We start from the raw sequence: 25,576 nt of genomic DNA, 5'->3' as shown, positions 1-25,576 counted from the left end.
TTATGGATTGTCTGTAAATTTATATCCAACACCTCGGATGGAATGAAAATAAATAGGGTGTTTCTGATCCGGCTCAAAATATTTACGGAATGTCAGAATAAAATTGTCGATAGTACGTGTCGATGGATACACATCATAATTCCATACCGTTTCCAGAATCTGTTCACGCGATACAGCCTCATTTCTACGCTCTATCAGTAATTTCAACAGCATAGTTTCTTTCTTCGTCAATGAGGTAATTGTACCATCTGCATGGTGCAGCTCATAGGAATTAAAATAAATGGTTTTATCGCCGATTGTATACGAATTCAGTTCTTTCAGGTCATCCCCCTTCATTCCTCTGCGAACCAGATTTCCTACACGCAGGATAAGTTCTTCCAGATTGAAAGGTTTGACAAGATAATCATCCGCTCCCTTTTTAAGTCCTGTGATACGGTCTTCACTGCTGTTTTTGGCCGTCAGGAACATAATAGGAACTTCACTGTTTTGCAGACGAATAGTTTCAGCCACCTGAAAGCCATCGATCTCAGGGATCATGACATCCAGAATAATCAGGTTGAACCTCTCTTCTTTAAAAACTTTTAGTGCTTTTTTACCGTCTGTAGCGGTAGTTACACGATATCCCTCTAGCTCGAGGTTTAATTTGATTGCTTCCAGCAGATGTTCTTCATCTTCTACTAAAAGTATGCGTTGTTTAGCCTGCATAGTTGTCAAATGTTACTTCAAAAATACTCCCTGAAGGAGTGTTATCTTTTACTTTAATACTGGCATTGTGTTTTTGCAAAACCGTTTTCACTATATATAACCCCAAACCCGTGCCTTTGGTTTTTCGTGTAGATTCATTCCCTACACGATAAAATTTATTAAATATATTCTTTTTTTCTTCATCCGGAATACCGATACCATGATCTGTTACCGAAAATATCATTTTGCCTGACTCTCTTTTCAATCGTACAGATACACTCGCACATGGCGGAGAATATTTGATCGCATTTTCAATCAGATTGGTCACGACATTTGTAATCGCAAATTTATCGGCCACCAAACGCACATCTGCATCAAGATCAGGTTTGATAATCTGCGATCTGCAGGAATTCTTCTGCAAACGGTCTACGATAGATTCGACCATCTCTGTCAGATTAAACTCCTCTTTTGGCAGATTATAACTGCGGTTCTCAAGTTTAGTTGTCAGTAATACATTCTCTACAAGATCATCAAGACGCTCAATATCCTTTAGCGAATTTTGTAAAAACATCTGCTGCTGCTCCTTATCCAGATCTCTTTTCAGAATAGTCTGAATATACAGTTTCACAGATGCCAGCGGAGATTTTAACTCATGCGTAATCGCCAACAAAAAATTTTGTTGTTGCTGATGTATTTTATGTTCTCTTTTGAAATTGTTCTTCAACCGTAATACCCCCCATAGAAATATCAGCAGAAAAAACATGCCCTCACCGATAATCATAGACTTGCGCTGAGGTTCGTATTTCACTAACATAATACCCCACCAGATTAGCTGGGAGATGGCATAAAACACTAAAAAATAAAACAGAAAAAGTGTCTTTCTCATACAGAAACTGAACAATGAAGGACAAAAATAGGTAATAGATCAGGTATTATAAAGTATCTACTGCATTATGACAATAATAGGAAAAACATTTATCACCTTTGCTACAGCCTGTGTTTACGGGAGTTTATTACACTCTCTTTCAGAGCATAAAATAATACGGACCTTCGTTCCCTGTAATAGATATACATTTTGGTTTTTAATTTCTAATTTTGACTTTACATATGTTCCATCATAAAAAAGATATATTTTTTGACCTCGATCACACGATCTGGGATTTTGATAAGAATGCTGAAGAAACCTTAGACGAACTGTTTTTTAAATATGACTTTGATAAACTGTTCAATCATAGCAGTGCGGATCTGTTCATCTCTACGTACACCTCGAACAATCATCGTTTATGGAATCTGTATCATCATGGAAAAATCGATAAACCTACCCTGAGAAAAGCACGGTTTGAAAGTACATTTACGGATCTGGGCGTAGATCCATCTTTGTTTCCAAAGGATTTTGAAGAAGAATATCTTTTTATCTGTCCGCAGAAAACGAATTTATTCCCAAATGCACATGAAACCTTAGCCTATCTGAAAGAGCGTTATAATCTTCATCTGATATCAAACGGATTTAAAGAAGCCTGTGAAGTAAAACTGGGGAAAAGCGATCTGAAGCAATATTTTCAGCATATTTTTATTTCTGAACTGGTGGGTGTGAACAAACCGGATCCACTTATTTTTCACCATGCGATGCAAACTTCAGGTACATCTGCCGCACATGCTGTAATGATCGGAGACAATCTGGATGCGGATGTCAGAGGCGCTCAGAACGTGGGAATGGATGCCATTTATTTCAATCCCAATCATATGAAATTACCAAAGGATGTATCATATTCGATTACTGATCTCAGTGAATTGAAACATATGTTTTAGTCTATCTGCAAAAAACCTGTCTACAATAGCCCCTGATTTAACTCAGATTATGCGACATTGCAAACTGAAATAAGCCGTTCTTTTTATCCACTTTAAGTTTATAGATCATATTCTTACGATGCGTATCGACAGTAAACATACTGATAAAGAGTTTTTCGGCGATCTGCTGTGAGGTAAAGTTTTGACCGATTAGCCTTAGTATCTCCAGTTCTCTGGAAGTAAGTTTGTATTTCTTTAAAAAGACATCACTGCTCAAAAATTTATTCTCTTCATTATTATTGGATACAGACCCGAAACAAGGTTTACCGTTACAGATCTCCCGGATAGTATCAAACAGCAGTTTTGTACTGGTATCCTTCGGAAGATAGCCATGAACTCCGATTTCTTTTAATTTTCGCCGAAGAGCAGGGCTACTGTACATCGACAGTACCAGAATTTTAATGCAGGGATATTGTTCATGAACTTTGACAGCTATGGTTTCGCCATCCATACCCGGCATATTGAGATCCAGTATCAAAAGATCAGGTTGCTGCTTATTCAAGACATGTAAGGTACCTTTGCCGTTTGTAGCCTTTGCAATAACGCTGAAATCCGGCTGACTGCGTAAGAGACCGCATAACCCTTCCATGAACAGCAGATGATCATCAGCGATCATAATAGTGATACTATGTTCCTGAACCTTATTCATAATGAGGTATAAATATACTAATGCTTGTCCCCTTTTCATTACTTTCCAGGTTAAGCGTCCCGTTAAGGTGATTTATTCTTAACCTTATATTACTGAGACCAATACCTGCAGGAGTAGATCCGGTATCGAATCCTGTACCATTATCCTCACACATCACGATGATATGTTCATCTGTAGAAATAATCTGCAGAGATGCTTTTGTTGCGGCAGAATGTCTGACCACATTATTTATCAGCTCTTTCATAATGCGATATAGCGTTAGTTCCGTCTCCGGCAATATGGCTCTTCCGATTTCATGTACAAACTCAAAAGTAATATGACCAGACTGATTAAGCTCAGTAAGCTGTTCTGACAGCGTATGTGTAAGGCCTTTCTCATCCAGTGTTTTGGGCATCAGGTTATGGGATATTTCTCTTAAACTCTCACATGCTGTTTCAATCATACGAATCGTCTGCTGATAAAATGCATGAATCTCATCCGGTGATTTTACAATATTAGCCTTGAAGGCCGTAACATTTAGTTTAATAGCTGATAATGTACCCCCAAGATCATCATGCAGATCTCTTGCCAGGCGGATACGCTCTTTCTCCTGAACGGCAAAAACATCATCGACAAGAGCAATCTCCAGTTTTGCCTTTTCCTGCTGCAGGATCCTGGTCTCCTTTTTCAGAAAATTATAGCGCTGAGTCAAAGCAAATGATAGAAAAACAATCTCCACAGTAAGACCTATTACCAGGCCCGTAGTATTGAACAAATAGAAGCTTGTAATCCCCAGAATATTGAACACATAATTTAAGATACCCAGTAACAGTATCAACATGGAAGCCAGATAATACCAGGCCAGTCTGTATCCGCTGATAATGCGTTCAATCGTATTCACAATCAGAATGAGTACAGTCAGCAGCGCAACAATATTGGCTGTATAAAAATTGAGCTTTTCCATCCACAGGCTGCTGTCAAAAAAAAGATAAGCCGGCAAAAGCATCAAAAGGGCACAAAACCACTTATAGCCATTGAGGATGGGGTACCACCTGCTGTTGTCTCTGGTCTGATGAATAAAAAGTAACATGATATGAACCAGCAAAGCCGAACTGGCATAAGCAATAAAACTACGCAGATAATCCTGCAAATAAGGCAGGTTACGATATAACCACTGAAATCCCAGACCTTCATCCTCCAGATTGAAGATCAGTACGCAAATGACATAAAGCGCATAATAGATATGAATACTGTCTCTGAGAGAAATATAGAGAAAAAGATTAAAGACGATTGCAAACAGGTAGATACCGACAAAGATCCCGAATGCAGTGTAAAAAGGAATTTCTTCCCTCATCAAACTTACATCCTTAGCCAGACCGAGAGGCATGGTCATATTCTGACCTCTTTTATCTGCCCACAGAAAAAATGTTGCCTTTTCATTAGCTTTTAGTTTTACGGGGAATAAATAATTGTGGTATTCTACCTGCCTGCTGCTAAATTTGAAATGATCTCCTGTCAAACCTGTTGCACTTACTCTTCCGGTACTGTCCACCTTGAATAGCTGAAGACGATTGATACTGTTACTCCGCTCATTAAAAAAAAGATGAACTGTTTCATTAAGAATATTATGAACATCAAATACAATCCACCAGTAACTTTCACTAAACCCTTTATTAAAGGTCTTATGAGGTGTAAGCGGATCCAGCCTGTGTTGATTCTTAAGGCGTATCAGGGTATCAATGGTCGCTGTAAGCATTCTGTCTTCATAAAAAAAACCGTGATTGCTGATATTAAAACGTTCTGCACTGTCGATCAATATAGGCCCTCTGCCTTGAGCAAGTCCAGACCATCCGCAAAGGATACATATCCAGAACAACAGAAAACTCTTCATGGCTGTTTATAAAAAAGGCTAATTAATATTGGTGTTATAAATATAGTACTAATATTAGATATATAAATATACCTACTACTCGGTATATAAAATTTCCTTACACAGCAGGTAAATTTGTTAAGTAGCTGAATATAAGGACAGCAACCTGATTATATCATAAACATATACTGTACTTTTTCATAACTACAAACGAGTACACCGAAAATCGGATATTGAACAGAGTAGGTCAGATAAATACTATACCACGATGAAAAAAAACATGATGATGCTATTGGCTTTAACATTAATCACGACTGTCCTAATGGGGTTCGTGGTACGTTCAGGCAAGAAGTATGGCGGAACAGCCAGCGCTAGCGGAAAAGTAACCTATGTAACAACCTATGAAAGCACACAAGGAAGAAAGGTTGGTGATATAGAAACTATTAATGTAGCCATAGACTGTATGTATGATGATAATGCAGAGGCAAAAAAGGCATTAAAAACAGAAATAGAAAATACGGCTATCGTAAAAAAAATAACATTGACAGGTGCGATCAATTATGATGTAACGACATGCAATAATTGATCTTAGGCATGCCGAATAGCTTGTTTCCGGTGAACCTGTCTCACAAACCAGGTTGCCGGAAAATTTCTATCCTCTGTAAGCCAGGTTTCTGCAACGGAACGCAATATGTCCGGCTAATAAGCAGGCATTATTAGCTTTCGTTGCGGATCAATAAACAAGTATAATTTTCGTTTTTCTCCAATTATAATCCGATTATTATGAAACGTATATTACTTATGTTTTTTTTGACTATGTCCGCATTAAGCTCACAGGCGCAGATAGTCGAATACTTTATTAATAAAGACTGTTCAAATTCATGGGACAATAGTATGAATGCCTGGAGCGGGTGGAGCGCCTGGACAGACAAAAATTCAGGTAACAACTGGTCATCAAGCACTTACAATATAAAAGTTTCAGCAAGTGCGATTCAGTATATTTATGATTATTACCGATGGTCCGAACAACAGCAAAAATCATATACAAGCAACATTATTACTACATTTACTTTTGTCAATGATATCACTGATAGCACTTATCCTTTTAATAAAAGTGTACGGATCACGCAGACTATCCGACAATCCGACAAAGATGATTACGACAAAATTATTACCAACACCTATAATGGTACAGGAAGTGTGTACAGTAAATTACCGTTGAACCAATTATTAGCAGGCAATGCGATCGGAGAAATCTATATGTACAGCGAGTATAGTCCAAGTGAAAAAGGCTACTATGCGGCCAGTATAAATAGAAAATCCACAGCAGTACTGGCACAGGAGAAGGAAGAGAGAGAACAGGCCGAACAGGACAGACAAGACGAAATTGAGGAAGCACAGGCTGAACAACAAAGAAAAAAACAGGCCATGTATGAGAATCTTGGAAAAGCAATCGGCACCCTATTGATTAAGAAAAAGTAGATAAGATACGCCTTCCCTCCAGCCAGGCAACTATCAAAGACAAAAATTGCATTACAATTTTTTTTCGCGGAGATTGGTGCGGATCATAACCATGCTAATGTTTTGATACAAAGTGAGCCTGTGTTGCTGGTTAAATGTATTGTTCAAGCGGTTAAAAGCATTGCAGCCAAAAAGTTTTTTCGTCTTCATCCTGAAGTTAAGCAACAGTTTCGGGGAGGAAATTTCTAGGCCGCTATCTAAATTATGCGATACGCAGCAAACATGCTTAATGATCTTTTATTTTAACCTGAAATTTATTTTAGTATAATTTATTAAAAATAAATGCATTTTTTCGTAAAAAAATAATTATTTTTAATAAAAAACAATGAAAGCAAAAAACAACAAAATATTATTACTCATGTTAATTCTTACAACTTGTTTAAGTTGTAAAAAAACGAAATAATAGTATCAGACATCGGAACAGATAAAATATTGAGTAGCGAAATTATTAAAAAATATAATTTGAAGTTAGCCTCCTCCTCACCTAATATAAAAGCTGATATCACAAAGGAATTCAACACTTCTTCAGAACTAATTTCTTATTTGGACCGCACAGACCAATTGTTGTCATCAGAAAATGCCCGCTTTGCATCAGTAGACTATTTTGATAAAAGTTATACAATAAAAATTATTGATGGTCGATATGACTTGAGCGGAAACAGAGGGGTCACCTATAATTACACAATAAGATCTAATTATTACAAAGAGCGTGGTTTTCCTAGTTTAGCTTTTATCGTTGTTTCATTTGATAGTGAGTATTCACAATCTCCAACCAGAAATGTCACTTCTTATCTTGAATATGAGGGAATTCAAGCTGGTGATATAAGGTATACTCAACTATCAGGAACAGCCAGTGGGAATGCTGATCCAGATTTCTCAATTAAAGGTTTTTATACACAGTCTATAAGCCTCAGCAGTGCGGCTAACTATTTTAGATCCTACAATGTGTCAATAAAAGGAAACAGTCGTGGAGCAACTATTTCGTATACAAATGTTAGATAAAGTATCATGAAACATATACTCATTAAACTTGTTTTGACATTTATCATAATAGACATAATATTGTTTATACTGCTGATGATTAATGGATTTTTCCATATTAACCTATACAAGGGCATTGTTGATTATCTTTTCACAATTGCTGGAGGAATTACTGTATTATTACTTTTAATCCTTGCTTTTAATATACTATTTTATAACAAGAAGAACGTTTAGGTAATCTTGTCGCAACTTCATACCAAAGCAAAAAAGCAACGTATCACCTACGTTGCTTTTTGCTTTATATAATATCTCTGGATTTACAGCACTTTTACCGTTACATTCTTAAGCCATACATCATTGCCGTGGTCCTGGAAACCAATCACACCGGATTTGGTCTTGCCACCGACCTTACTAAGTAATTCAAATGCAAGTGGCCATTTTTCACTGCTGAACTTACTTGCCTCTAGCAGTGCTATCCATTCAGGTGTCCACAGTGTGTATTCCACTACTTTTTCACCGTTCTGATAATGCGTTACTTTACCATTATTAACTACAATCTTTGCCAAATTCCACTGGCCGGCAGGTTTACCGTTTTGTGGTTTTGCAGGAATCATATCATAAAGTGATCCTGATTTACGATTTCCATCAACACCCATTTTTGCGTCAGGATGGTTTTCATTGTCCAGCAACTGATACTCCGGACTGGAAATATAGATAGGCTGGCCTTCTATTTCTTTGGCCAGAAAAAATGTTCCTGAATTTCCGGCTTCTGAAATTTTCCATTCAAATTCCAGTTCAAAGTTTTTGAAATCATGAGCAAAGATCAAATCACCACCTTCACCGGCAGTACTGCCTACAGGTTTGGCTGTAAATTTGATTGTACCATCTTCAATACCCCATTTTGTTGGCACATGATCCTTATTATATCCTCTCCATCCCTCTAAAGATTTACCGTCAAAAATGATGTAAGCACCCTTACTGTTTTTCGGGAATTTCTTAATATCTACTTTTGGAAGATCTAACAGCTTATAAGAAGTTGCCGCTGCTTTTTTTGTTTGTGCCTGAACGTGTTGAAATGCTCCGGAGCCTAACAAGAAAGTTAGCGCAGCCATTCCTGCATACAGGTAATTAAATGTTGATTTCATGGTATTGTTTTTTATAATCGATTCAAACTGATGATTAAATTTAATAAAAAAAATCGAATACTACGACATTGCTAATTCCTTTTATCATCTGTATTAGAATTGTTCGCCACCCTCCATATCGATAGAATTCTCAGGACGCTTTTTCTTTCCGAAATCCTGCGCTCCGAACCTGTAAGAGAATGACAACATAAACATACGCTTCATCCATCGGCGTTCAAATGATGAATTTACCTGAGCCGTATTGACATATCCTCCGAATTTACGGGTGTTGAATAAGTCCCTTACATTAAACATAATACTTCCCTTTTTGTTTAAGACTTCCTGCTTCAGACCAACATCTATTCCTGTCATAGCCTTTGTTTTACCTTGTGCAAGCAATCTTGGAGCATTATAATCCGCCCGAACCTGTCCGGACAAGGTAGAGAGTATCTTCACATTAGAGGTCAGGTTAGCATTCCAGTTGATTCCGTCACTCTCTTTGATTCCAAAGTCCGCATTACCATCTATACGGTTATAGAACATATTTCCGTTAATCGTGAAGTCCAGCCAATTCGTTGCATTTACTTTAGAGATAAGCTCCAGACCTGCTACACTGGAATTCGTCAGATTTTCCCAACGGCTTCTGGTCACACTGGAGAGTGTATCCACTTCATAAATGTAAGGTTGCATCACATCTTTCATACGACGGTAATATCCTGTAGCCAGAATATTCCATTTATCATAGAATTTAGCATAGCTCATTTCAAATGAATGGATATCCTCCGGCAATAAATTAGGGTTTCCCTGACGACGGTTCATATCGTCGGACACATCCTCAAAGGGATTTACCTGCCAGCCGCGTGGACGTTGTACACGACGTGAATAACTGAATTGAATTTTATCTCCCTTCTCTCCTATAGCGTAAGTAAGAAAAGCAGTAGGATACAGTCTGAAATAATCCTGTTTGGCAACTGTCTCTATCTCGTCTGCCGGTAGTGAAGGATCCTTCTTAAAGTACGTAGAAGTCAGATATGTCTGCTCTCCACGCAATCCGATCTGATACGAAATCTTATCCGTCAGCTTATTCTGATAATTTACGTACAGTGCATGCACAGAATTAGTCAGGTCAAAATCATTACTGATACCGTAATCAGGGAAATAATTACCGGATACGTTGTCCAGCGTATCGGAAAACTGGGTATCAAATGATTTTCGAATAATAGATTTATATCCTGTTTCTAATTTGCTGTCCTTTGAAAACGGAAGTACATAATCCACCTGAATATTCATGTTTTTTCCGTCTTCAGAAGTCTTATTCAATCTGCTGGTCGGAGGAAGTCCGGAAGAGAAAGTCTGATCAAAATCATTGGTTCCGTCTTCGGTATCTCTGCCGTACATAAAATTAGCCGTCAATTCCTCTCCTTCCCTGGCAAGTTTTCTGCTAAAATCCAGATTCAGATCATACCCAAGATCATCTTCTTTCTGACGTGATCCTCTAAAGCTTGTACCGGACAACTCCGGATGATTGAAATACATATAATTCAGATCATTACGACGATCATTATCCCGGATACTCAGATTCCCCGAAATTCCAATGGTCGTCTTTTCATTTGGTGAATACTCTACCCCTAGTTTCACCATATTATTGATTCCCTTTCTTTCGGAATCTTCCGTATTATTAATCTGGCTGTTATTATTAAGATAGGTATTATTGGTAAGGCCCCCGCCTACCATATTACGGCGATTGAAGTTATAACTTCCGCTATAATTGAATTTTTCATCTTTATAGTTGAGACTTGCTCCGGCCATATAGTTATTATAGGAACCTGCAGAAGCATTTACAGTACCGTTGAGTCCGGTTCTTACATTTTTTTTCAAAACAATATTGATGATTCCGGATTGACCTTCGGCATCGTATTTTGAAGATGGATTTGTGATGACCTCTACTTTTTCAATTGCATTTGCGGGCAGAGATTGCAACAGACTTGTAATATCGCTTCCTGCCATTGCAGATTCCTTCCCGTCGATCAGAATACGTACACTGCTGGATCCGCGTAAACTCACTGTCCCATCCATATCTACCTGCAGGGTCGGCACATTAGCCAGCAGATCTGTAGCTGTACCGCCAACGCTGACGAGACTTTGACCGACATTAAAGACCTTACGGTCTATCCCGATTTCCATAGCAGGTACTTTTCCTTCTACCAGTACTTCACCCAGCATCTTGCCGTCTTCCAGCATTGACAAAGTGCCGAGATCTACATTTTTATTTGCCTGTACTACGATATTTTCATGGATCAGGTTGGTATATCCCATATAGGAAATACGCAGTGTATACACACCTGCATCTACATCCTGGAAAAGAAGCTGACCTTTAATATCAGACTGCTGTCCTTTGACATATGCCTGAGAAGAATGTTTCAGAAGCGCAGCACTGGCACCTAGAATAGGCTCGTTAGACTTTTCATCAACAACGATAGCTTTGATCTGAACATTTTGTCCAAATGATAAAATGGGTAGTAGCGTAAATACAAAATAAAGTAAGATTTTCGGTGACATGCTGTATATGATTACAAATGGAAAAGCAAAAATGCTTCTTTTTACTTGTAATCGCTTATTCGTAACCGCATTATTACGAAGAATTCATAGTCACCTGAACAGACAAATTTATTCCACAGAAACGGTAAGTCCTTCAGATTTGAGTATCTTTCTGTACACTTCCATTTCTGTAAACGATCCTTCCAGAATAGCACATTTCCCTTCAGTATGTACTTTCCAGGCGATCTGTTCAGCTTGTTTTTCGGTATATTGAAGATGCTTCATCAAACATTCAATAACATGGTCAAAAGTATTGGTCTCATCATTCCACAGAATAAGTCTGTTAGAGCTTTTAGCTGCTGCCAAAATCTCCTCTAATGAATAGGTTTCCTCTTGTGTCTGTACACTCATAATACAAAAGTAAGTAATTTTCAAAAATTGTGTAATTTTGAAGTTCTTAAAATTGTAAGATAAAGAAATATGTTTCAATCCAAAATTGCCGGGATAGGCTATTACGTCCCAAAAAATGTGTATACCAATAATGATCTCACCCGTTTTATGGACACCAGTGACGAGTGGATCCAGGAACGTACCGGAATCAAGGAACGTCGTTATGCCGACCGGTTGGGGGAAACTACGACCACGATGGCTATCGAAGCTTCTAAAATCGCTATTGAACGCGCAAATACGACTGCCGGGGAAATTGATTTTGTGATCTTTGCGACACTGTCTCCGGATTATTACTTTCCGGGCTGTGGTGTACTGCTGCAACGCGAAATGGGAATGAAAGAAATAGGTGCACTTGATATTCGCAACCAATGTTCGGGTTTTATCTATGCTATATCGGTGGCTGACCAGTTTATCAAAACCGGCATGTACAAAAACATTCTCGTTGTCGGCTCCGAGAAGCAATCCTTTGCTATGGATTTTGCAACGAGAAGCCGTTCGGTATCTGTTATCTTCGGAGACGGAGCGGGAGCTGTGGTCTTACAACCCACAGAGGAAGCCGGCAAAGGCATCCTAAGCACTCATCTTCATTCTGACGGGGCCGATGCAGAGAAACTGGCGATGTATTATCCGGGAGCTTCTGCAGGTAAGTGGCTGGAGAATCCTCCGCAATGGCCGGATCAGGAACTCGGCGGACTCTACATGACTAAAGAAATGCTCGAAGATGGTTCGACTTCGGCATATATGGACGGACAGGCTGTATTCAAAAAAGCAGTGGTCAAATTTCCGGAAGTAATTGGAGAAGCACTCGCTAAAAATAACCTCACTGCCGCTGACATCGATATGCTCATCCCCCATCAGGCGAATCTGAGAATTTCTCAATATGTGCAAAAAACACTTGGACTAAGAGATGATCAGGTATTTAATAATATCCAGAAATATGGTAATACGACTGCCGCTTCAGTACCTATTGCCTTGTGTGAAGCCTGGGAAGAGGGAAAGATCAAAGAAGGAGATCTGGTTTGCCTTGCTGCATTCGGCGCGGGCTTTACCTGGGGATCAGCATTGATCAGATGGTAAGACGAAATCAGCATCTTTAATACAACAAAAAGGGGAAATCTATCGATTTCCCCTTTTTCCTTATATAAAAATTACGTTTATCCGTTAGATAGTGCAGCAGCACCTGAAACGATCTCAGTAAGTTCTGTTGTAATAGCAGCCTGACGTGCCTGGTTGTAAGACAATTTCAATGCTTTCAAAAGATCTCCTGCATTTTCTGTTGCTTTATCCATTGCCGTCATACGTGCACCGTGTTCAGAAGCATGAGAATCCAGGATCGCTTTATAGAGTTGTGTCTTGATTGCTTTAGGAATCAGTTCCTCAATAATCTTTTCTTTAGAAGGCTCGATAATATAATCGACTTCTTTAGGTTGCTTATCTTTTGGTTTACTGTCTTCGCTTGGTAATAAAGGCAGAATCTGTTCTGCAGTAAGTACTTGTACTGCAGCATTACGAAACTGATTGTATATAACTTCTACACGATCAAAGTTTCCTAATTTGAATTGCTCCATTACAAACTCAGTGATCTTTGACGTATTTTCAAAGTTTAAGTCAGTGAACAGATCACTGTGATTAGCGATCACATGATAAGCGTCGCGCTTAGCGTAAAAGTCATTTCCCTTTTTACCTATGGCGATAATACTTACATTACCTTTTCTTAGCTGTTCAGCATATTTTGAAGCAACGAGATTATTAGTTGCTTTAATCACATTCGCATTGAAAGCACCTGCAAGTCCTCTGTTAGATGATACGACAATCAAAAGCACTTTATTCGGCTCACGATCTTTTGTAAAAGGAGAATCATTTCCTTCTACACTCGCAGATACATCTGCCAGGATATCTCTTAGTTTGGTAGCATACGGACGTAGTTGCACAATAGCATTGGTAGCACGCTTTAATTTAGCGGCTGATACCATTTTCATGGCCTTTGTGATCTGCTGCGTCGATGATACCGATGTAATACGGTTTCTTACTTCTTTTAAATTTGCCATACTATAATTGAGATTTGAGCACTGAGTATTGCGTATTGAGTATAAGGCTCTATACTCAATACTCGTTACTCATATCTTATTAATATTGTGATGCTAATTCTTTAGCAACTTTTTCTAACACATCAGTCAATTCATCTGAGAATTTACCAGCTTTCAAAGCGGCTAATACTTCCGGATGACGTTGTTCCAATTGAGTCAAATAGTCTTCTTCAAAAGCACGAACCTTATTTACAGGTACGCTACGGAAAAGACCTTTTGTACCGGCATAGATAATCGCTACTTGTTTTTCAACAGGTACTGGAGAGAATTGACCTTGTTTCAAAATTTCAACGTTACGTACACCTTTATCAATTACTGCTTTAGTAGCTGCATCTAAATCTGAACCGAATTTAGCAAAAGCCTCTAACTCACGGTATTGAGCCTGATCTAATTTCAGGGTACCTGAAACTTTTTTCATCGATTTGATCTGTGCGTTACCACCTACACGTGATACAGAGATACCTACGTTGATGGCCGGGCGGATACCAGCGTTGAATAAGTTAGACTCCAGGAAGATCTGTCCGTCAGTGATCGAGATTACGTTTGTAGGGATGTATGCGGATACGTCACCAGCCTGAGTCTCGATAATAGGAAGAGCTGTAAGTGAACCACCACCTTTTACCAAATGCTTGATAGAAGCCGGAAGGTCATTCATATTACGTGCGATCTCATCTGAAGAGTTGATTTTTGCTGCACGCTCTAATAAACGGGAGTGAAGATAGAAAACGTCTCCAGGGTAAGCCTCACGGCCCGGTGGACGACGAAGTAATAAAGATACTTCACGGTAAGCTACCGCTTGTTTAGACAAATCATCATATACGATCAATGCAGGACGACCTGTATCACGGAAAAACTCTCCGATCGCAGCACCGGCCATTGGTGCGTAGAACTGCATTGGAGCAGGATCTGCAGCAGAAGCATTGACAATAACAGTATAAGCCATAGCGCCTCTTTCTTCCAGTACACGAACGATGTTCGCTACAGTAGAATTTTTCTGACCTACAGCAACATAGATACAAAATACAGGCTGACCTGCATCGTAAAATTCTTTTTGGTTAAGGATGGTATCGATACACACCGCAGTTTTACCTGTCTGACGGTCACCGATTACCAACTCACGCTGACCACGACCGATAGGAATCATTGCATCAATAGCTTTGATACCTGTCTGCAATGGCTCCGTTACAGGCTGACGGTAGATTACACCGGGAGCTTTACGCTCGATCGGCATTTCGTATGTCTCACCTACAACAGGTCCCTTACCATCAATAGGCTGACCTAACGTATTTACAACACGACCCAAAAGTCCTTCACCCACCTGAATGGATGCAATACGATCGGTACGTTTTACAGTATCTCCTTCTTTCACATCTTCCGAAGAGCCCAAAAGTACAACACCTACGTTGTCTTCTTCCAGGTTCATCACGATACCTTGTAATCCGTTATCAAACTCTACCAACTCTCCTGACTGTACTTTAGTTAAGCCGTAGATTCGAGCGATACCGTCACCTATTGTAAGGACTGTACCCACTTCTTCGAGTTCGGCTTCTGATTTAAAGCCTGACAATTGTTCTCTCAAGATTGCCGAAACTTCATCTGGTCTTACCTCTATCATTGTAATTTTTATAAGGGGTTTTTATTTTTGTTTTATTATCAAGTTCAATCGTTATACCGACTGAGCAGTTAAATATCTTTCTAAATCATCCAGTTTACGTGCGATGCTGGTATCGATCTGCTTATCACCTACTTTTACGATGAAACCTCCGATAAGGGAAGCATCGACTTTATTTGTCAGCAATACCTGCGCATGGAGCTCTTCTGTGATTACTTTTTTCAATGCATCCAGATTCTCTGCAGAAAGAGGTGCTGCCGAAATAACAGTAGCTTCTACAATACCTTTGATCACATTGTATTCACGTAAAAATTCCTGTGCTGTATTATAAAGGATCTCACCACGACCTTTGAAGATCATGATTCTGAAAAACGCCAGTACGGAAGCACCGAATTTATCCTTAAATATTTGTTCAAGGATGGCATATTTCTTTTCCCAGGTAATAATCGGATTTGCTAAGACAGCACGCAAGCTAGAATTTTCTTTCAACACAGATACAAATTGATCTATATTGGATTTCACTTCCTCCAGTTGACCCTGTTCCTGCGACAAGTCGATCAACGACTTTGCATATCTAGATGCTACTTTAAATACTGACATAGTTATAAATTATAATTTGAAAACCTGAATGAATGATTAGTTCAATTTAACATCCTTAAGCAAATCAGCAACTAATGCCTGCTGTTTACCCTGGTCTTCAAATTCTTTGCTTAACACTTTGCGAGCGATCTCAATAGACAGTTCAGAAACCTGTGCTTTCACTTCAGCCAAAGCTTTAGTCTTTTGCGTATCGATTTCCTGTTTAGCTTGAGCGATTAATCTCTTTCCTTCAGCATGCGCCTGGTCTCTGGCTTCAATAACGATCTTTTCTTTAAGCTCTTTTGCTTCCTTCAGGATCAGATCACGCTCAGCACGTGCTTCTTTTAATAACTGTTCGTTTTCATTTGTCAAACGAGTCATTTCCAGTTTTGCCTTCTCAGCTGCTGCTAATGCGTTAGAAATACCTGTCTCACGCTCATCCAGCGCATTAACAATAGGTTTCCAAGCAAATTTACCTAAGATAAAGATTACTATTAATAATATGATCAGTTGCCAAAAAAACAGACCATACGAAAACTGATTAATTAATGCTTCCATTGTATATATTATAAAATATTATTTCTTTTTAATTTTTCTTTTCTTTACCTGAAGAAGCACCGTTTGCAACCAACCGTTGCAAATGGTGCTTGTACTGTAACATTGGATTATCTACCTAAGATTAAAGCACCGAATGCTAAACCTTCTACTAGGGCACCAATGATGATCATTGCAGTTTGAATTTTTGATGCTGCTTCTGGCTGGCGAGCGATAGCTTCCATTGCGGAACCACCGATTTTACCTAGTCCTAGACCTGCACCGATAACGATTAAACCTGCACCTACTAAATTTGGAATCATAACAATTTAATTATATAAAAATTTAAAAAAAATTCTGATTAATGATGGTCATGGTGTTCCTCTACTGCCATACCTATGAACAGTGAAGACAACATGGTAAAAATAAACGCCTGAAGGAATGCAACTAATAACTCCAGAAGCATGAGTATAAGTGTCAGTAACATAGAGACACCAATACTACCTCCTACAGTCAGTTGGGTTTGAAACAAATAAACAATTGCAATCAATCCCATTATAACAGAGTGACCTGCAGTAATATTTGCAAATAAACGCAGCATCAGTGAGAATGGCTTGGTAAACATACCCAGTAACTCTATTGGTGCCAAAACTATTTTAAACGGAACAGGTACACCCGGCATCCAGAAAATATGTTTCCAGTAGTTTTTATTTGCTTTGAAAAGAATGATAAAAAAGGTAAACAGGGCCAGACACAACGTTATCGTGATGTTACCTGTCACATTGAAACCTAATGGTGTCAATCCTAATAAGTTCAACAAGAAAATCAGGAAGAAAACCGATAACAGGTAAGGCATAAACTCTTTATAACGTGAACCGATATTTGGCATCGCCATTTCATCACGCACATACAATACAAGCGGCTCTAACACACGACCTACTCCTTTTGGAAGTGTATTTGCTCCTTTTTTGTATGTTTTAGCAAGGCTCAAAAATCCCCAGAACAACAAGAGTGTAGCTAACAACAGACCCACAACATTTTTAGTAATCGAAAAATCCAAAGGCTTGGCATTGGTCGGATGATGTTTGTCATCCATAGTCAATGTCCCTGCAGCATCTGTTTTATAGATCTTGTTGTGGAAAAGTTTATAATACTGACCATCTTTTTCAACTACTGCATGACCGTGATCAAATGCAGCGGAAGAGAAAACTTTTAATCCGTTATCAATCAAGATAACAGGAAGTGGAAAACCATACACCTTATCTGCTTCTTTATCTGCGAATAAAGAAAAATAGTAATCATCCTGTAAATGGTGTTCACTGTATTCTTTGATCTCCTCAGATTGCGACTTTGGCTCATCTACTCCTTCACTAGCTCCCGCCAGGAAAGGGTTGAATGTGAATAATACTGCTGTAAAAATAAGAAGCGTTCTCCTTAGACTCTCCATGTTTTCTCGTTAATTTTTGCGCAAAAATACGATTTTATTTATCATCTTTTGCGATTAAATGAAACTTTTTTTAATTTATATAAATTACTGTTTATTCTCTTGATTCATAACTTTATACGCCATGAATACGTCATATACGATAAAAAGAAAAAAGACAGCCAAAAAATTATATTCAATAAAGTTTTCGGGCTGCTGATTTAAGCCTTTGTTCACGTACAGAAATGAAACAATCATCTTAAGGGTAAGTAACCCCAAAAACACAAACCCGACACTATTGGGCATCATATTATGGATGATAATAACCACTATCAGCATAACCAAAGACGAAATTCCACCGACAAGATAAAATCCCCATAGCTTATAATCATTCTGCTGCCATACATCCTGCAAGTCCAGTCCCTTCAATATAGCATAATGTACTCCATACAATACTAGCCCAATTACCAGTAACAGTATAAAATAGCGGATATTCTTAGTCATTCTTACTCAATCGATTTGCTTGTTTTATAAAATAATACATGGATACAATTACCCCTATAAATGTAGATACCTTCATGGCTACCTCATTCTCCCAGCCGTACTTTTTGTCCAGCCAGGTACCCAACATATAAAATAAGTAAACAGTGATCCCCATCTGAGAAGGCATAGCGATAAACATCATCCATTTATTGGGACCACTTTTCTTTTCCATAATTACGTGTTAGATCAGGAATATGCCTCAGATTCCGTCATATTACCCGGCAAATATAAGTGATAATTTTTGTTTAATCTACACTTAACACTTTTTGTCCGATACGGATATCCGGATAATCTACTGAAGGACCTAAAATACTCTTCAATTCGGAAGCCGAAGCGTCCGGATGTTTACGGATCACTTCAATGATTCTATCCAGTTTGTCCTGCTCGATAAGTTCATGTGCCTCCACTCCCTCACCAATAAAATGAATCAGATGACCATATATTGTTCCGGCAACCATGCCTCTTTTCTGGGCTATTTCCGCTATAGAATTACCATCCTGGTACATTTCCAGCGTGATCTGTTTGGTATCCAATTTGGTCAGGTCTTTTGTTTCTGTATCATCTGTAGCCGTCTTCACCTGATCATCTTTGGATTTTTCAAATTTCTCCATCTGCGTGACGGCTTCACCGATATTTCCGTCGCTCATGAGGGTCTCGGCAATCGTCAGACAGTGCAACAGCTGATCCAGTTTACGTTTATAATCCAGATGCAGGCCATTCAGCTCATCAATATACTTCTTTGTCCTTTTCTTGATCTTCCAGACGTTGATATGTTCAAACGTAGGTTTAATTAATTCATCTTCAATCTTAGACTGAAACCATTGCACAGCAGATTTTGTCCGCTCGCATATACGTGTATAATCCAGACTGGACTTGTCACTAAGTAACGTATAGAGCTGATTGATAAATGAATGCGCGACTTTCTCTTGTTTTCGAAGATCTGCTACAAGCTGAATAAAATACTGCTCTGCTCCGGCTTTATCATCTATATTCCGGTCAGCCAGAGACGTTTGTAATGCTACAGTCTCGTCAATCAGCGAAGTCCAGCGAAAGCTGTTAAGCAAGATCTGACCCAGGTAGTTTTTCTGGCACTGTTCCAGCACAGCCGGCAGTTCGGCCTCAGGAAGCATACGTTGCATAAACGATACCACCTGAAAATCTGTACGAATGGAATGTCCGGGGATGGGAGATTTCAGGATCAAACCCTCCAGACCGGTCAGCCTGCTGAGCGCAACATACACCTGCCCCGCAGCAAATGAAGTCCCTGCATCGATGATCGCTCTCTCAAATGTCAGTCCCTGACTCTTGTGAATCGTAATTGCCCATGCCAGACGTAAAGGGTATTGAGAAAATGTACCCAACACTTCGGAATTGATCTCATCCTGTCCTTTATCGTAATTATATCGTATATTTTCCCAGGTTTCTCTTTTGACCATGACGTCATCAGATCCATCCGGAAAGGAGACCAGCACGTATTGCTTATCCAGATTGATTTCTTTGACTGTCCCGATTTTTCCGTTAAAATATTTACGGTCATCACCTGTATCGTTCTTAATAAACATAACCTGTGCACCTACTTTCAGGGTCAGCGTCTCGTCTGTAGGATACGATCCCTGCTGAAATTCGTCCTTGATGACTGCTTTTATATTGAGCATCTTACCGGGTAAGCGCACCAGTTCTTCCTGATTGATCGTGTCAGCTAGTCGGTTGTGAGAAGTCAGCGTAATATATTGATCCGAAGAAACTGGCTCAAAATCGGCTTTATAATGTGCATTCAATTGTTCCAGATCATCTTTAGAGACCTGATTGTTTCGGATATTATTAAGCAGATTAATAAACGAATCATCCTTTTGTCTGTAGATATGATTGAGCTCCAGCATGACAGGTGGGTATTCCCGCATTACTTTGGCATCGAAAAAGAACGGACTGGAGTAAGTACCTCTCAGAACAGACCATTCAAAATCCCGGACCACCGGAGGCAACTGGTATAAATCGCCTATAAACAATACCTGAACTCCACCAAAAGGACGCTGATCACGTCTCACAGATTTCAATATGACATCTATCGCATCCAGGGTGTCACTACGTACCATCGACACTTCATCGATAACCAACAGTTCCAGCTCCTGCAGAATTGCTCTTCGCTGTTTGGTAAGCTTTATTGTACTGAACAGACGGCTTTTGTTATAGATATTATTATCCTCTGCGCTCCAGTTCATCTCATAATCCTCCAGAAAGACGCCAAACGGCAACCAGAATAGCGCATGCAGCGTAGTACCTCCGGCATTCATCGCAGCAACCCCCGTAGGAGCAGTGATAGCCATCTTCTTATACGAATGCTTATTGATATACCGTAGAAATGTCGTCTTTCCCGTACCAGCCTTCCCTGTCAGAAAAAGGTTTTGGTTCGTTTGGTTGACAAAAGCTACGGCCTGCATAAAGGCTGTATTTTGTTTATCTAAAGGCAATTCACTCATGAGAAAAAATAATCGGAATAATCATAAAAAATAAAAGATACCATATGACAGGGTATCTTTTACAAAAATAACAAATAAAAACTGTCTATCTCAGATCTGAGAGACCAATGGTAATAAACGGTCTTTAAGCAGTTCCTGAAGCGTTTGCAATTTTACCTTCGCCACCAGTACCGCATCTCTGTCATTGGACAGCGCCATACTGTAGGATTCGGGTAATGCATTTATTGCCTTTTTGGAGTCTTCTATAGACTTACGCAAAGTTTCATCCAATACTTTATCCTGGCGGTCTACCACAGCCGCTATTCCTGCTCCTTTGTGCAGATCCAACCTGCCTGTGTACAGATTTTCGATAGCAATAATATTATTCAGGATATCAGATTTTGTATTATCACTATAGGGCTCTTCTATCTGAACAGCGGATATAGGAGCATCAGGTTCTGTAATCTTAGTCTCCAAAATTTGTTGCGTCACTCCTATCATGCCGCCTACATAGTCTTTCATACGCTGCTGACAGATTTGAGAACGTTGTTCTTCATTTTTAGCTTTTAACTTTGCCTTTGTCCATGCTGTTTCTTTTGTAAACGCCAGCAATTGAGTCGTCTGCACAACCATACTATCTGAAATCGTCATTAAAGAAGCCAGATCAGTTTCTGTCAGATCAGCAGCCATACGCATACCATCAGAACCCCATAATATGTATTCAATCTGCTGAAATTCACCTTTATTGATCCGGTCAGGCTGCTGTTGGGATAAAGCATAGGTGCCTTCATCCATTCGCTGACGGATGCTGACGATCTTACTCTCTTCTATCGCATATCCTTCTGCCTGTTCCCACAATTCACGTGTCTCTAGCCAGGCGTCTCTTGCCTGCAAAAGGGAAATATCATTACCGATTTCTATACGTTGGATCGCTCCCTGCAAATCAATAACACGTTCACAAAGAAGCTGATGTGTGGGAATAATGATATGGGATTCAATATTGTCAATAATCTTAATCTGTGTGTTAATTTTATCCTGACCTGCGGAACAACTCACCAGGACCGGCAGTATCACCAAGCCCAAAAACCTGTTTTTCATAAATTGAGTTACTAAAAACGTCCGCAAAGGTAGATATTAATTTGTGAATTGAAAGTAACAATAGTTGATACATATTTTTAAAAAAAATCCTAACTTCACCCTTTTAAGTAAATCAATAAAAATGGAATACGTAGATAAAGCCGAATTATTCAGTGAAATAGAAAAAATCCTTACAGACAAAGGATTTGGCATCGAAAAACAAGATCAAACCCGTCCCTGGGGAGGTTTTTTTGTCATAAATGAAGATCAGGCACAGCAGTTTGCAGATGAATATTTTGAAGGTCTGAATGTACAGGATCTTAAGATTTCAGGCAAATTAAGTCCTAAAATTCTGATCGTTGCTCCTGAAAAACGTCTTTCATGGCAGTATCACCACCGCCGTGCAGAAATCTGGAGAGTAATCAAAGGTACTGTAGGTGTAGTGACAAGTGATACAGATGATGAGCAGGAACTTAAAAAACTTACAACAGGTGAAAGCATTAAACTCCGTCAGGGCGAACGTCACCGTCTGGTAGGATTATCCGAATATGGTGTATTGGCAGAAATCTGGCAACATACGGATATTGACAATCCTTCTGATGAGGATGATATTATCCGTGTACAGGATGACTTTGGAAGATAAAAGAAAAGAGGGGAATTTTTCCCCTCTTTCTCGTTAAGCCTCGCGCCAACATAAACATATAAAACAATTTCTTTTTTGTGTATTACAACTAGAATAATCTGATTATTTAGTTGGATTTTAACGCTCTGGCTTCTGCAGCTTTTCTAGCTTTTTCCGCTGTCTTTCTACCTTGTTCCTCCGCTTTACGTTCGATCTTTTCAATCTTTGCTTTGAACTCAGGGGAATTAATCCTCGCCTCTTCTGCCTTACGGGCACTTTCCTCCGCCTCACGTTCTATTTTGGCAATCTTTGCTTTAAACTCAGGCGAATTAATCCTTGCATCTTCAGCCTTACGGGCTCTTTCCTCCGCTTCGCGTTCTATTTTTTCAATCTTTGCTTTGAATTCAGGGGAATTATAATAAGCCTCGATTTTGGCTGCATTATCCTCTATTTTCTTGATATGTGCCTTAAATTCAGGAGAATTATATTTTGCCTCGATTTTAGCTGCATCATCCTCTATTTTCTTAATATTTGATTTAAACTTACGGGAATTATAATAAGCCTCGGTTTTAGCAGCGTCCTTTTCTATTTTCTTAATATGTGCTTTGAATTCAGGAGAATCGTAATATTCAGAGTCCTTTATTGCTTTATCTGTTAACTTCTGCAGATTAGCAGTAAACTCCTTTGATCCTACAGTCTCGCTGATCATTTTACTTAAACCTTCAACATCTACAATACCGTTTATAAACTCAGGGGAAGATAAATAAGCCAGATCTTTTGAAAGACCCAATGAGTCAAAGTTAAGATTCAGATTTACCGGCGTCTGTACATTTAACGGCGCAACAGGTTTTATCGCCAGTGGATCCAAAGCCTGCAGAGAATCCGCAATAGTATCTCTTTGTACAGCATTCTGAATGATAGTATCTGTACACACTTCATGGGATACTCCCGACATAAGATCAGTATTCGAAGAAGTATTATCTGCACCAGCAGGATTTTCTGCTTTTGCATATGTGCGTTCACTGAATATAGCAATTGTTGCCAGTAATATCAGTACGCTTAACAATTGAAATGCATGTGATCTCAAATGTGATGGTTTACGGGTAATCATAAGTAATCTCTTTTTAATTAATGAATGGTTAAACGGACTCACTAATGTGGTGATATGCTTCTGAGAAACAGTATTAATAAGTAATGACAAGTAGTTAAAATGGTTGCCTGTAGACACGACAGCTTCATCTGCTAAAAATTCATGATTTGTCTGAATAGCTTTTCTGTAAAAATACAAGGCCGGATTGAACCAGAAGAAAACCAGTAATGTCTCTATAAATATGACATCCCAGGTATGATTCTGCCTGATATGAGCCATTTCATGACGAAGAATATCTTTTTCCAGACCACTACGGTATTCATCTCTGTTTACAAAAAGAAATCTGAAAAAACTGAACGGAGATATAGGCTCATCTAACAGAACTATCGTTACCTCATCTTCTCTGATCTGCTCAGCATTAACAATCTTACGGTATAATCTCCTCAGATTTTTATTGAATCGAATGGCCATGACCACCGCCCCGACAAAATAAAGAACCATTACACCTATAATAATATCATAGATAACAGGTCTCGAATTCTCAACGGGAGGTACAGCCTGTACTTCAACTTGTTGAGCAGTCTCAACAAAATCATGTTGTGGCGCCAGCGGTGTCTCATCCTGTACTGCAGGTATCTCTTCTATCAAAGGTATCGCCATCGCAGGTTTCTCCACTTCAAATACAAAGAAAGGGATCATTAAAGCCAAAATCAGAGAAGATAATAAGTACCATCTGTTGATTTTAAAAGATTTTACATACTGCAGCAGTACAAAATACAACACAATAAATATTGTGGAGGTTGCCAGGAATTTCAGAACAAAATCAATCATCTTTTCTTTTTTTAAGTTCTTGGTCTACTATTTTTCTTAAGCCTTCCAGCTCTTTATCACTTAGGTTGGATGAAGTCGTAAAAAAAGAGGCAAACTGAAGTGCTGAATCATTGAAAAACTGCTTAATCATTCCGCTCATCTGATTTGAAAAATATGCGTCTTTTTTAATTAACGGAAAATATCTTCTCGAATTGCCAAACGTCTCATAATCAATCACCCCCTTATCCTGTAATCGCTTCAACAATGTCGCAATTGTTGTGGTAGCGGGTTTGGGATCAGGATAACATTCGATGATATCTTTCAGAAATGGTTTGCCCGATTGCCAGATATAATCCATCAACTCTTCTTCCTTTTTGGATAAACTCGTCTCTATGTTATTAGAATTCATTCTACAAATGTAGAGCATATTTTTAATTACACAATAGCTGAGGTAAAATAAAATCACAAAATACTGATTATGAATAAATTAAATTTAAAACTTAATCTACCATTATCTTTAAAAAGATATTACTGTAGCAAAAATCAAGTCGCCTGCGTTTAGATTATTGAAAAATGATTTGCCGGCAATCATCTAATTAATTTTAAACTTTTAACAAAAAAGAAATGAAAAAGATGAATTTCAAATCAGGTATTTTAGCAGCTCTTACAGTATTATTAAGTATTTCTTTATTGTATTCTTGTGATAAAGACGACAATAATGTATCGACATATCCCAAAAATGTGAAAATTGCTTACAGCATAACTTCCAAATCCAAGGATATTAAAATGGGTAAGTTGACTTTTACAGACAGTACAGGAAAAGACTCTGTACAAACAAATGGACAAGTTCCTTTCAATAAATCTGTTCCAAGATTAATCTCAAAACAAGGGGAGAAAGCAAAATTAGCTTTCGCTTCTGCCGGAAACGGAGAAATCACCTTAGAAATCAAAGTAGATGAAAAGGTCGTAAAAACAGAATCCTTCAAATCTGCAGCAGACAGTTTAAAAGGATCAATTGAATATATTTTCTAGCCATTTTCTATTTTTAATATATTTTAAAGAGCCAGTTCCAAAAGTGGAATTGGCTCTTTCACTATAG

At 38.7% G+C, this 25,576-nt stretch carries 27 protein-coding genes; 8 read left to right on the top strand and 19 right to left on the bottom strand.

Annotated features, from left to right (window positions below; genetic code table 11):
* Complete coding sequence (locus tag I6J03_RS13455; protein WP_002992899.1) at positions 1-705, bottom strand: response regulator transcription factor; 705 nt, start codon at positions 703-705, stop codon at positions 1-3.
* On the bottom strand, positions 695-1,570 hold the full coding sequence (locus tag I6J03_RS13450; RefSeq protein WP_003011835.1) for a sensor histidine kinase: 876 nt from the start codon (positions 1,568-1,570) through the stop codon (positions 695-697). The genes I6J03_RS13455 and I6J03_RS13450 overlap by 11 nt, the downstream gene beginning before the upstream one ends.
* Positions 1,571-1,791: 221 nt before the next feature.
* Here I6J03_RS13450 and I6J03_RS13445 point away from each other — a divergent pair, with 221 nt between their 5' ends.
* Complete coding sequence (locus I6J03_RS13445) at positions 1,792-2,493, top strand: YjjG family noncanonical pyrimidine nucleotidase (RefSeq protein ID WP_003011833.1); 702 nt, start codon at positions 1,792-1,794, stop codon at positions 2,491-2,493.
* Positions 2,494-2,530: 37 nt separating this feature from the next.
* Here I6J03_RS13445 and I6J03_RS13440 read toward each other — a convergent pair whose 3' ends face one another.
* Both I6J03_RS13440 and I6J03_RS13435 read right to left on the bottom strand, forming a co-directional pair.
* Positions 2,531-3,181: a response regulator transcription factor gene (locus I6J03_RS13440; protein WP_003011831.1), complete on the bottom strand. Its 651-nt coding sequence runs from the start codon at positions 3,179-3,181 to the stop codon at positions 2,531-2,533.
* Positions 3,174-5,051 carry a sensor histidine kinase gene (locus tag I6J03_RS13435; protein ID WP_003011828.1) on the bottom strand — a complete coding sequence of 626 codons (1,878 nt, stop codon included), beginning with the start codon at positions 5,049-5,051 and terminating at the stop codon, positions 3,174-3,176. The genes I6J03_RS13440 and I6J03_RS13435 overlap by 8 nt, the downstream gene beginning before the upstream one ends.
* A 247-nt stretch (positions 5,052-5,298) precedes the next feature.
* Between I6J03_RS13435 and I6J03_RS13430 the strand changes: the two genes are divergently transcribed.
* From I6J03_RS13430 to I6J03_RS13415, 4 genes are all read left to right on the top strand, one after another.
* Positions 5,299-5,616 carry a hypothetical protein gene (locus tag I6J03_RS13430; protein ID WP_201693728.1) on the top strand — a complete coding sequence of 106 codons (318 nt, stop codon included), beginning with the start codon at positions 5,299-5,301 and terminating at the stop codon, positions 5,614-5,616.
* Positions 5,617-5,813: 197 nt separating this feature from the next.
* Entirely contained in the window at positions 5,814-6,512 is a 699-nt protein-coding gene (locus tag I6J03_RS13425; protein WP_003011824.1) for a hypothetical protein, read from the top strand.
* 102 nt (positions 6,513-6,614) lie between these two features.
* Complete coding sequence (locus I6J03_RS22925; RefSeq protein ID WP_394370149.1) at positions 6,615-6,740, top strand: hypothetical protein; 126 nt, start codon at positions 6,615-6,617, stop codon at positions 6,738-6,740.
* A 243-nt stretch (positions 6,741-6,983) separates the two neighbouring features.
* The gene (locus I6J03_RS13415; protein ID WP_003011822.1) at positions 6,984-7,553 is read left to right on the top strand and encodes a hypothetical protein; all 570 of its coding nucleotides are present in this window, start codon (positions 6,984-6,986) and stop codon (positions 7,551-7,553) included.
* Between the two features lie 296 nt (positions 7,554-7,849).
* On the opposite strand, the gene I6J03_RS13410 is transcribed toward I6J03_RS13415, so the two are convergent.
* From I6J03_RS13410 to I6J03_RS13400, 3 genes are all read right to left on the bottom strand, one after another.
* Positions 7,850-8,677: a 3-keto-disaccharide hydrolase gene (locus tag I6J03_RS13410; RefSeq protein WP_003011818.1), complete on the bottom strand. Its 828-nt coding sequence runs from the start codon at positions 8,675-8,677 to the stop codon at positions 7,850-7,852.
* A 93-nt stretch (positions 8,678-8,770) separates the two neighbouring features.
* The gene (locus I6J03_RS13405; protein ID WP_003011816.1) at positions 8,771-11,215 is read right to left on the bottom strand and encodes an outer membrane beta-barrel family protein; all 2,445 of its coding nucleotides are present in this window, start codon (positions 11,213-11,215) and stop codon (positions 8,771-8,773) included.
* 108 nt (positions 11,216-11,323) lie between these two features.
* Positions 11,324-11,605 carry an ATP-dependent Clp protease adaptor ClpS gene (locus I6J03_RS13400; protein WP_003011815.1) on the bottom strand — a complete coding sequence of 94 codons (282 nt, stop codon included), beginning with the start codon at positions 11,603-11,605 and terminating at the stop codon, positions 11,324-11,326.
* A gap of 69 nt (positions 11,606-11,674) precedes the next feature.
* On the opposite strand from I6J03_RS13400, the gene I6J03_RS13395 reads away from it, so the two are divergent.
* Positions 11,675-12,721: a 3-oxoacyl-ACP synthase III family protein gene (locus I6J03_RS13395; RefSeq protein WP_201693727.1), complete on the top strand. Its 1,047-nt coding sequence runs from the start codon at positions 11,675-11,677 to the stop codon at positions 12,719-12,721.
* 77 nt (positions 12,722-12,798) lie between these two features.
* On the opposite strand, the gene atpG is transcribed toward I6J03_RS13395, so the two are convergent.
* The 10 genes from atpG to I6J03_RS13345 form a co-directional block, all read right to left on the bottom strand.
* Positions 12,799-13,692: an ATP synthase F1 subunit gamma gene (atpG, locus tag I6J03_RS13390; protein ID WP_003011811.1), complete on the bottom strand. Its 894-nt coding sequence runs from the start codon at positions 13,690-13,692 to the stop codon at positions 12,799-12,801.
* A gap of 79 nt (positions 13,693-13,771) precedes the next feature.
* Positions 13,772-15,346 (bottom strand): F0F1 ATP synthase subunit alpha, encoded by a 1,575-nt coding sequence (gene atpA / locus I6J03_RS13385; protein ID WP_003011810.1) that lies wholly within the window; start codon positions 15,344-15,346, stop codon positions 13,772-13,774.
* A 51-nt stretch (positions 15,347-15,397) separates the two neighbouring features.
* On the bottom strand, positions 15,398-15,943 hold the full coding sequence (gene atpH / locus I6J03_RS13380) for an ATP synthase F1 subunit delta (protein ID WP_003011808.1): 546 nt from the start codon (positions 15,941-15,943) through the stop codon (positions 15,398-15,400).
* 36 nt (positions 15,944-15,979) lie between these two features.
* Complete coding sequence (locus tag I6J03_RS13375) at positions 15,980-16,480, bottom strand: F0F1 ATP synthase subunit B (protein WP_002992878.1); 501 nt, start codon at positions 16,478-16,480, stop codon at positions 15,980-15,982.
* A gap of 107 nt (positions 16,481-16,587) precedes the next feature.
* Entirely contained in the window at positions 16,588-16,779 is a 192-nt protein-coding gene (atpE, locus tag I6J03_RS13370; RefSeq protein ID WP_002992877.1) for an ATP synthase F0 subunit C, read from the bottom strand.
* Between the two features lie 38 nt (positions 16,780-16,817).
* Positions 16,818-17,903 (bottom strand): F0F1 ATP synthase subunit A, encoded by a 1,086-nt coding sequence (gene atpB, locus I6J03_RS13365; protein ID WP_003011806.1) that lies wholly within the window; start codon positions 17,901-17,903, stop codon positions 16,818-16,820.
* An 84-nt stretch (positions 17,904-17,987) separates the two neighbouring features.
* On the bottom strand, positions 17,988-18,383 hold the full coding sequence (locus I6J03_RS13360; RefSeq protein ID WP_003011802.1) for a hypothetical protein: 396 nt from the start codon (positions 18,381-18,383) through the stop codon (positions 17,988-17,990).
* Positions 18,376-18,594, bottom strand: a complete 219-nt coding sequence (locus tag I6J03_RS13355) for an AtpZ/AtpI family protein (RefSeq protein WP_003011799.1) — start codon at positions 18,592-18,594, stop codon at positions 18,376-18,378. The genes I6J03_RS13360 and I6J03_RS13355 overlap by 8 nt, the downstream gene beginning before the upstream one ends.
* A gap of 73 nt (positions 18,595-18,667) precedes the next feature.
* Positions 18,668-20,899, bottom strand: coding sequence for a helix-turn-helix domain-containing protein (locus I6J03_RS13350; protein ID WP_201693726.1), 2,232 nt, complete (start codon positions 20,897-20,899; stop codon positions 18,668-18,670).
* 90 nt (positions 20,900-20,989) lie between these two features.
* A complete protein-coding gene (locus tag I6J03_RS13345; protein WP_003011793.1) occupies positions 20,990-21,976 on the bottom strand; it encodes an imelysin family protein in 987 nt (328 codons plus the stop codon).
* A 121-nt stretch (positions 21,977-22,097) separates the two neighbouring features.
* Between I6J03_RS13345 and I6J03_RS13340 the strand changes: the two genes are divergently transcribed.
* Entirely contained in the window at positions 22,098-22,598 is a 501-nt protein-coding gene (locus I6J03_RS13340) for a cupin domain-containing protein (protein ID WP_003011791.1), read from the top strand.
* Positions 22,599-22,704: 106 nt separating this feature from the next.
* Here I6J03_RS13340 and I6J03_RS13335 read toward each other — a convergent pair whose 3' ends face one another.
* Both I6J03_RS13335 and I6J03_RS13330 read right to left on the bottom strand, forming a co-directional pair.
* Positions 22,705-24,498, bottom strand: a complete 1,794-nt coding sequence (locus tag I6J03_RS13335; protein WP_003011789.1) for a M56 family metallopeptidase — start codon at positions 24,496-24,498, stop codon at positions 22,705-22,707.
* On the bottom strand, positions 24,491-24,886 hold the full coding sequence (locus I6J03_RS13330; protein WP_003011787.1) for a BlaI/MecI/CopY family transcriptional regulator: 396 nt from the start codon (positions 24,884-24,886) through the stop codon (positions 24,491-24,493). The genes I6J03_RS13335 and I6J03_RS13330 overlap by 8 nt, the downstream gene beginning before the upstream one ends.
* A 215-nt stretch (positions 24,887-25,101) precedes the next feature.
* Here I6J03_RS13330 and I6J03_RS13325 point away from each other — a divergent pair, with 215 nt between their 5' ends.
* Complete coding sequence (locus tag I6J03_RS13325) at positions 25,102-25,509, top strand: hypothetical protein (protein WP_003011785.1); 408 nt, start codon at positions 25,102-25,104, stop codon at positions 25,507-25,509.
* Positions 25,510-25,576: the final 67 nt, after the last annotated feature.

The organism is Sphingobacterium spiritivorum, from assembly GCF_016724845.1.
GTDB lineage: Bacteria > Bacteroidota > Bacteroidia > Sphingobacteriales > Sphingobacteriaceae > Sphingobacterium > Sphingobacterium spiritivorum_A.
This window is presented reverse-complemented; position numbering and strand designations above follow the sequence as displayed.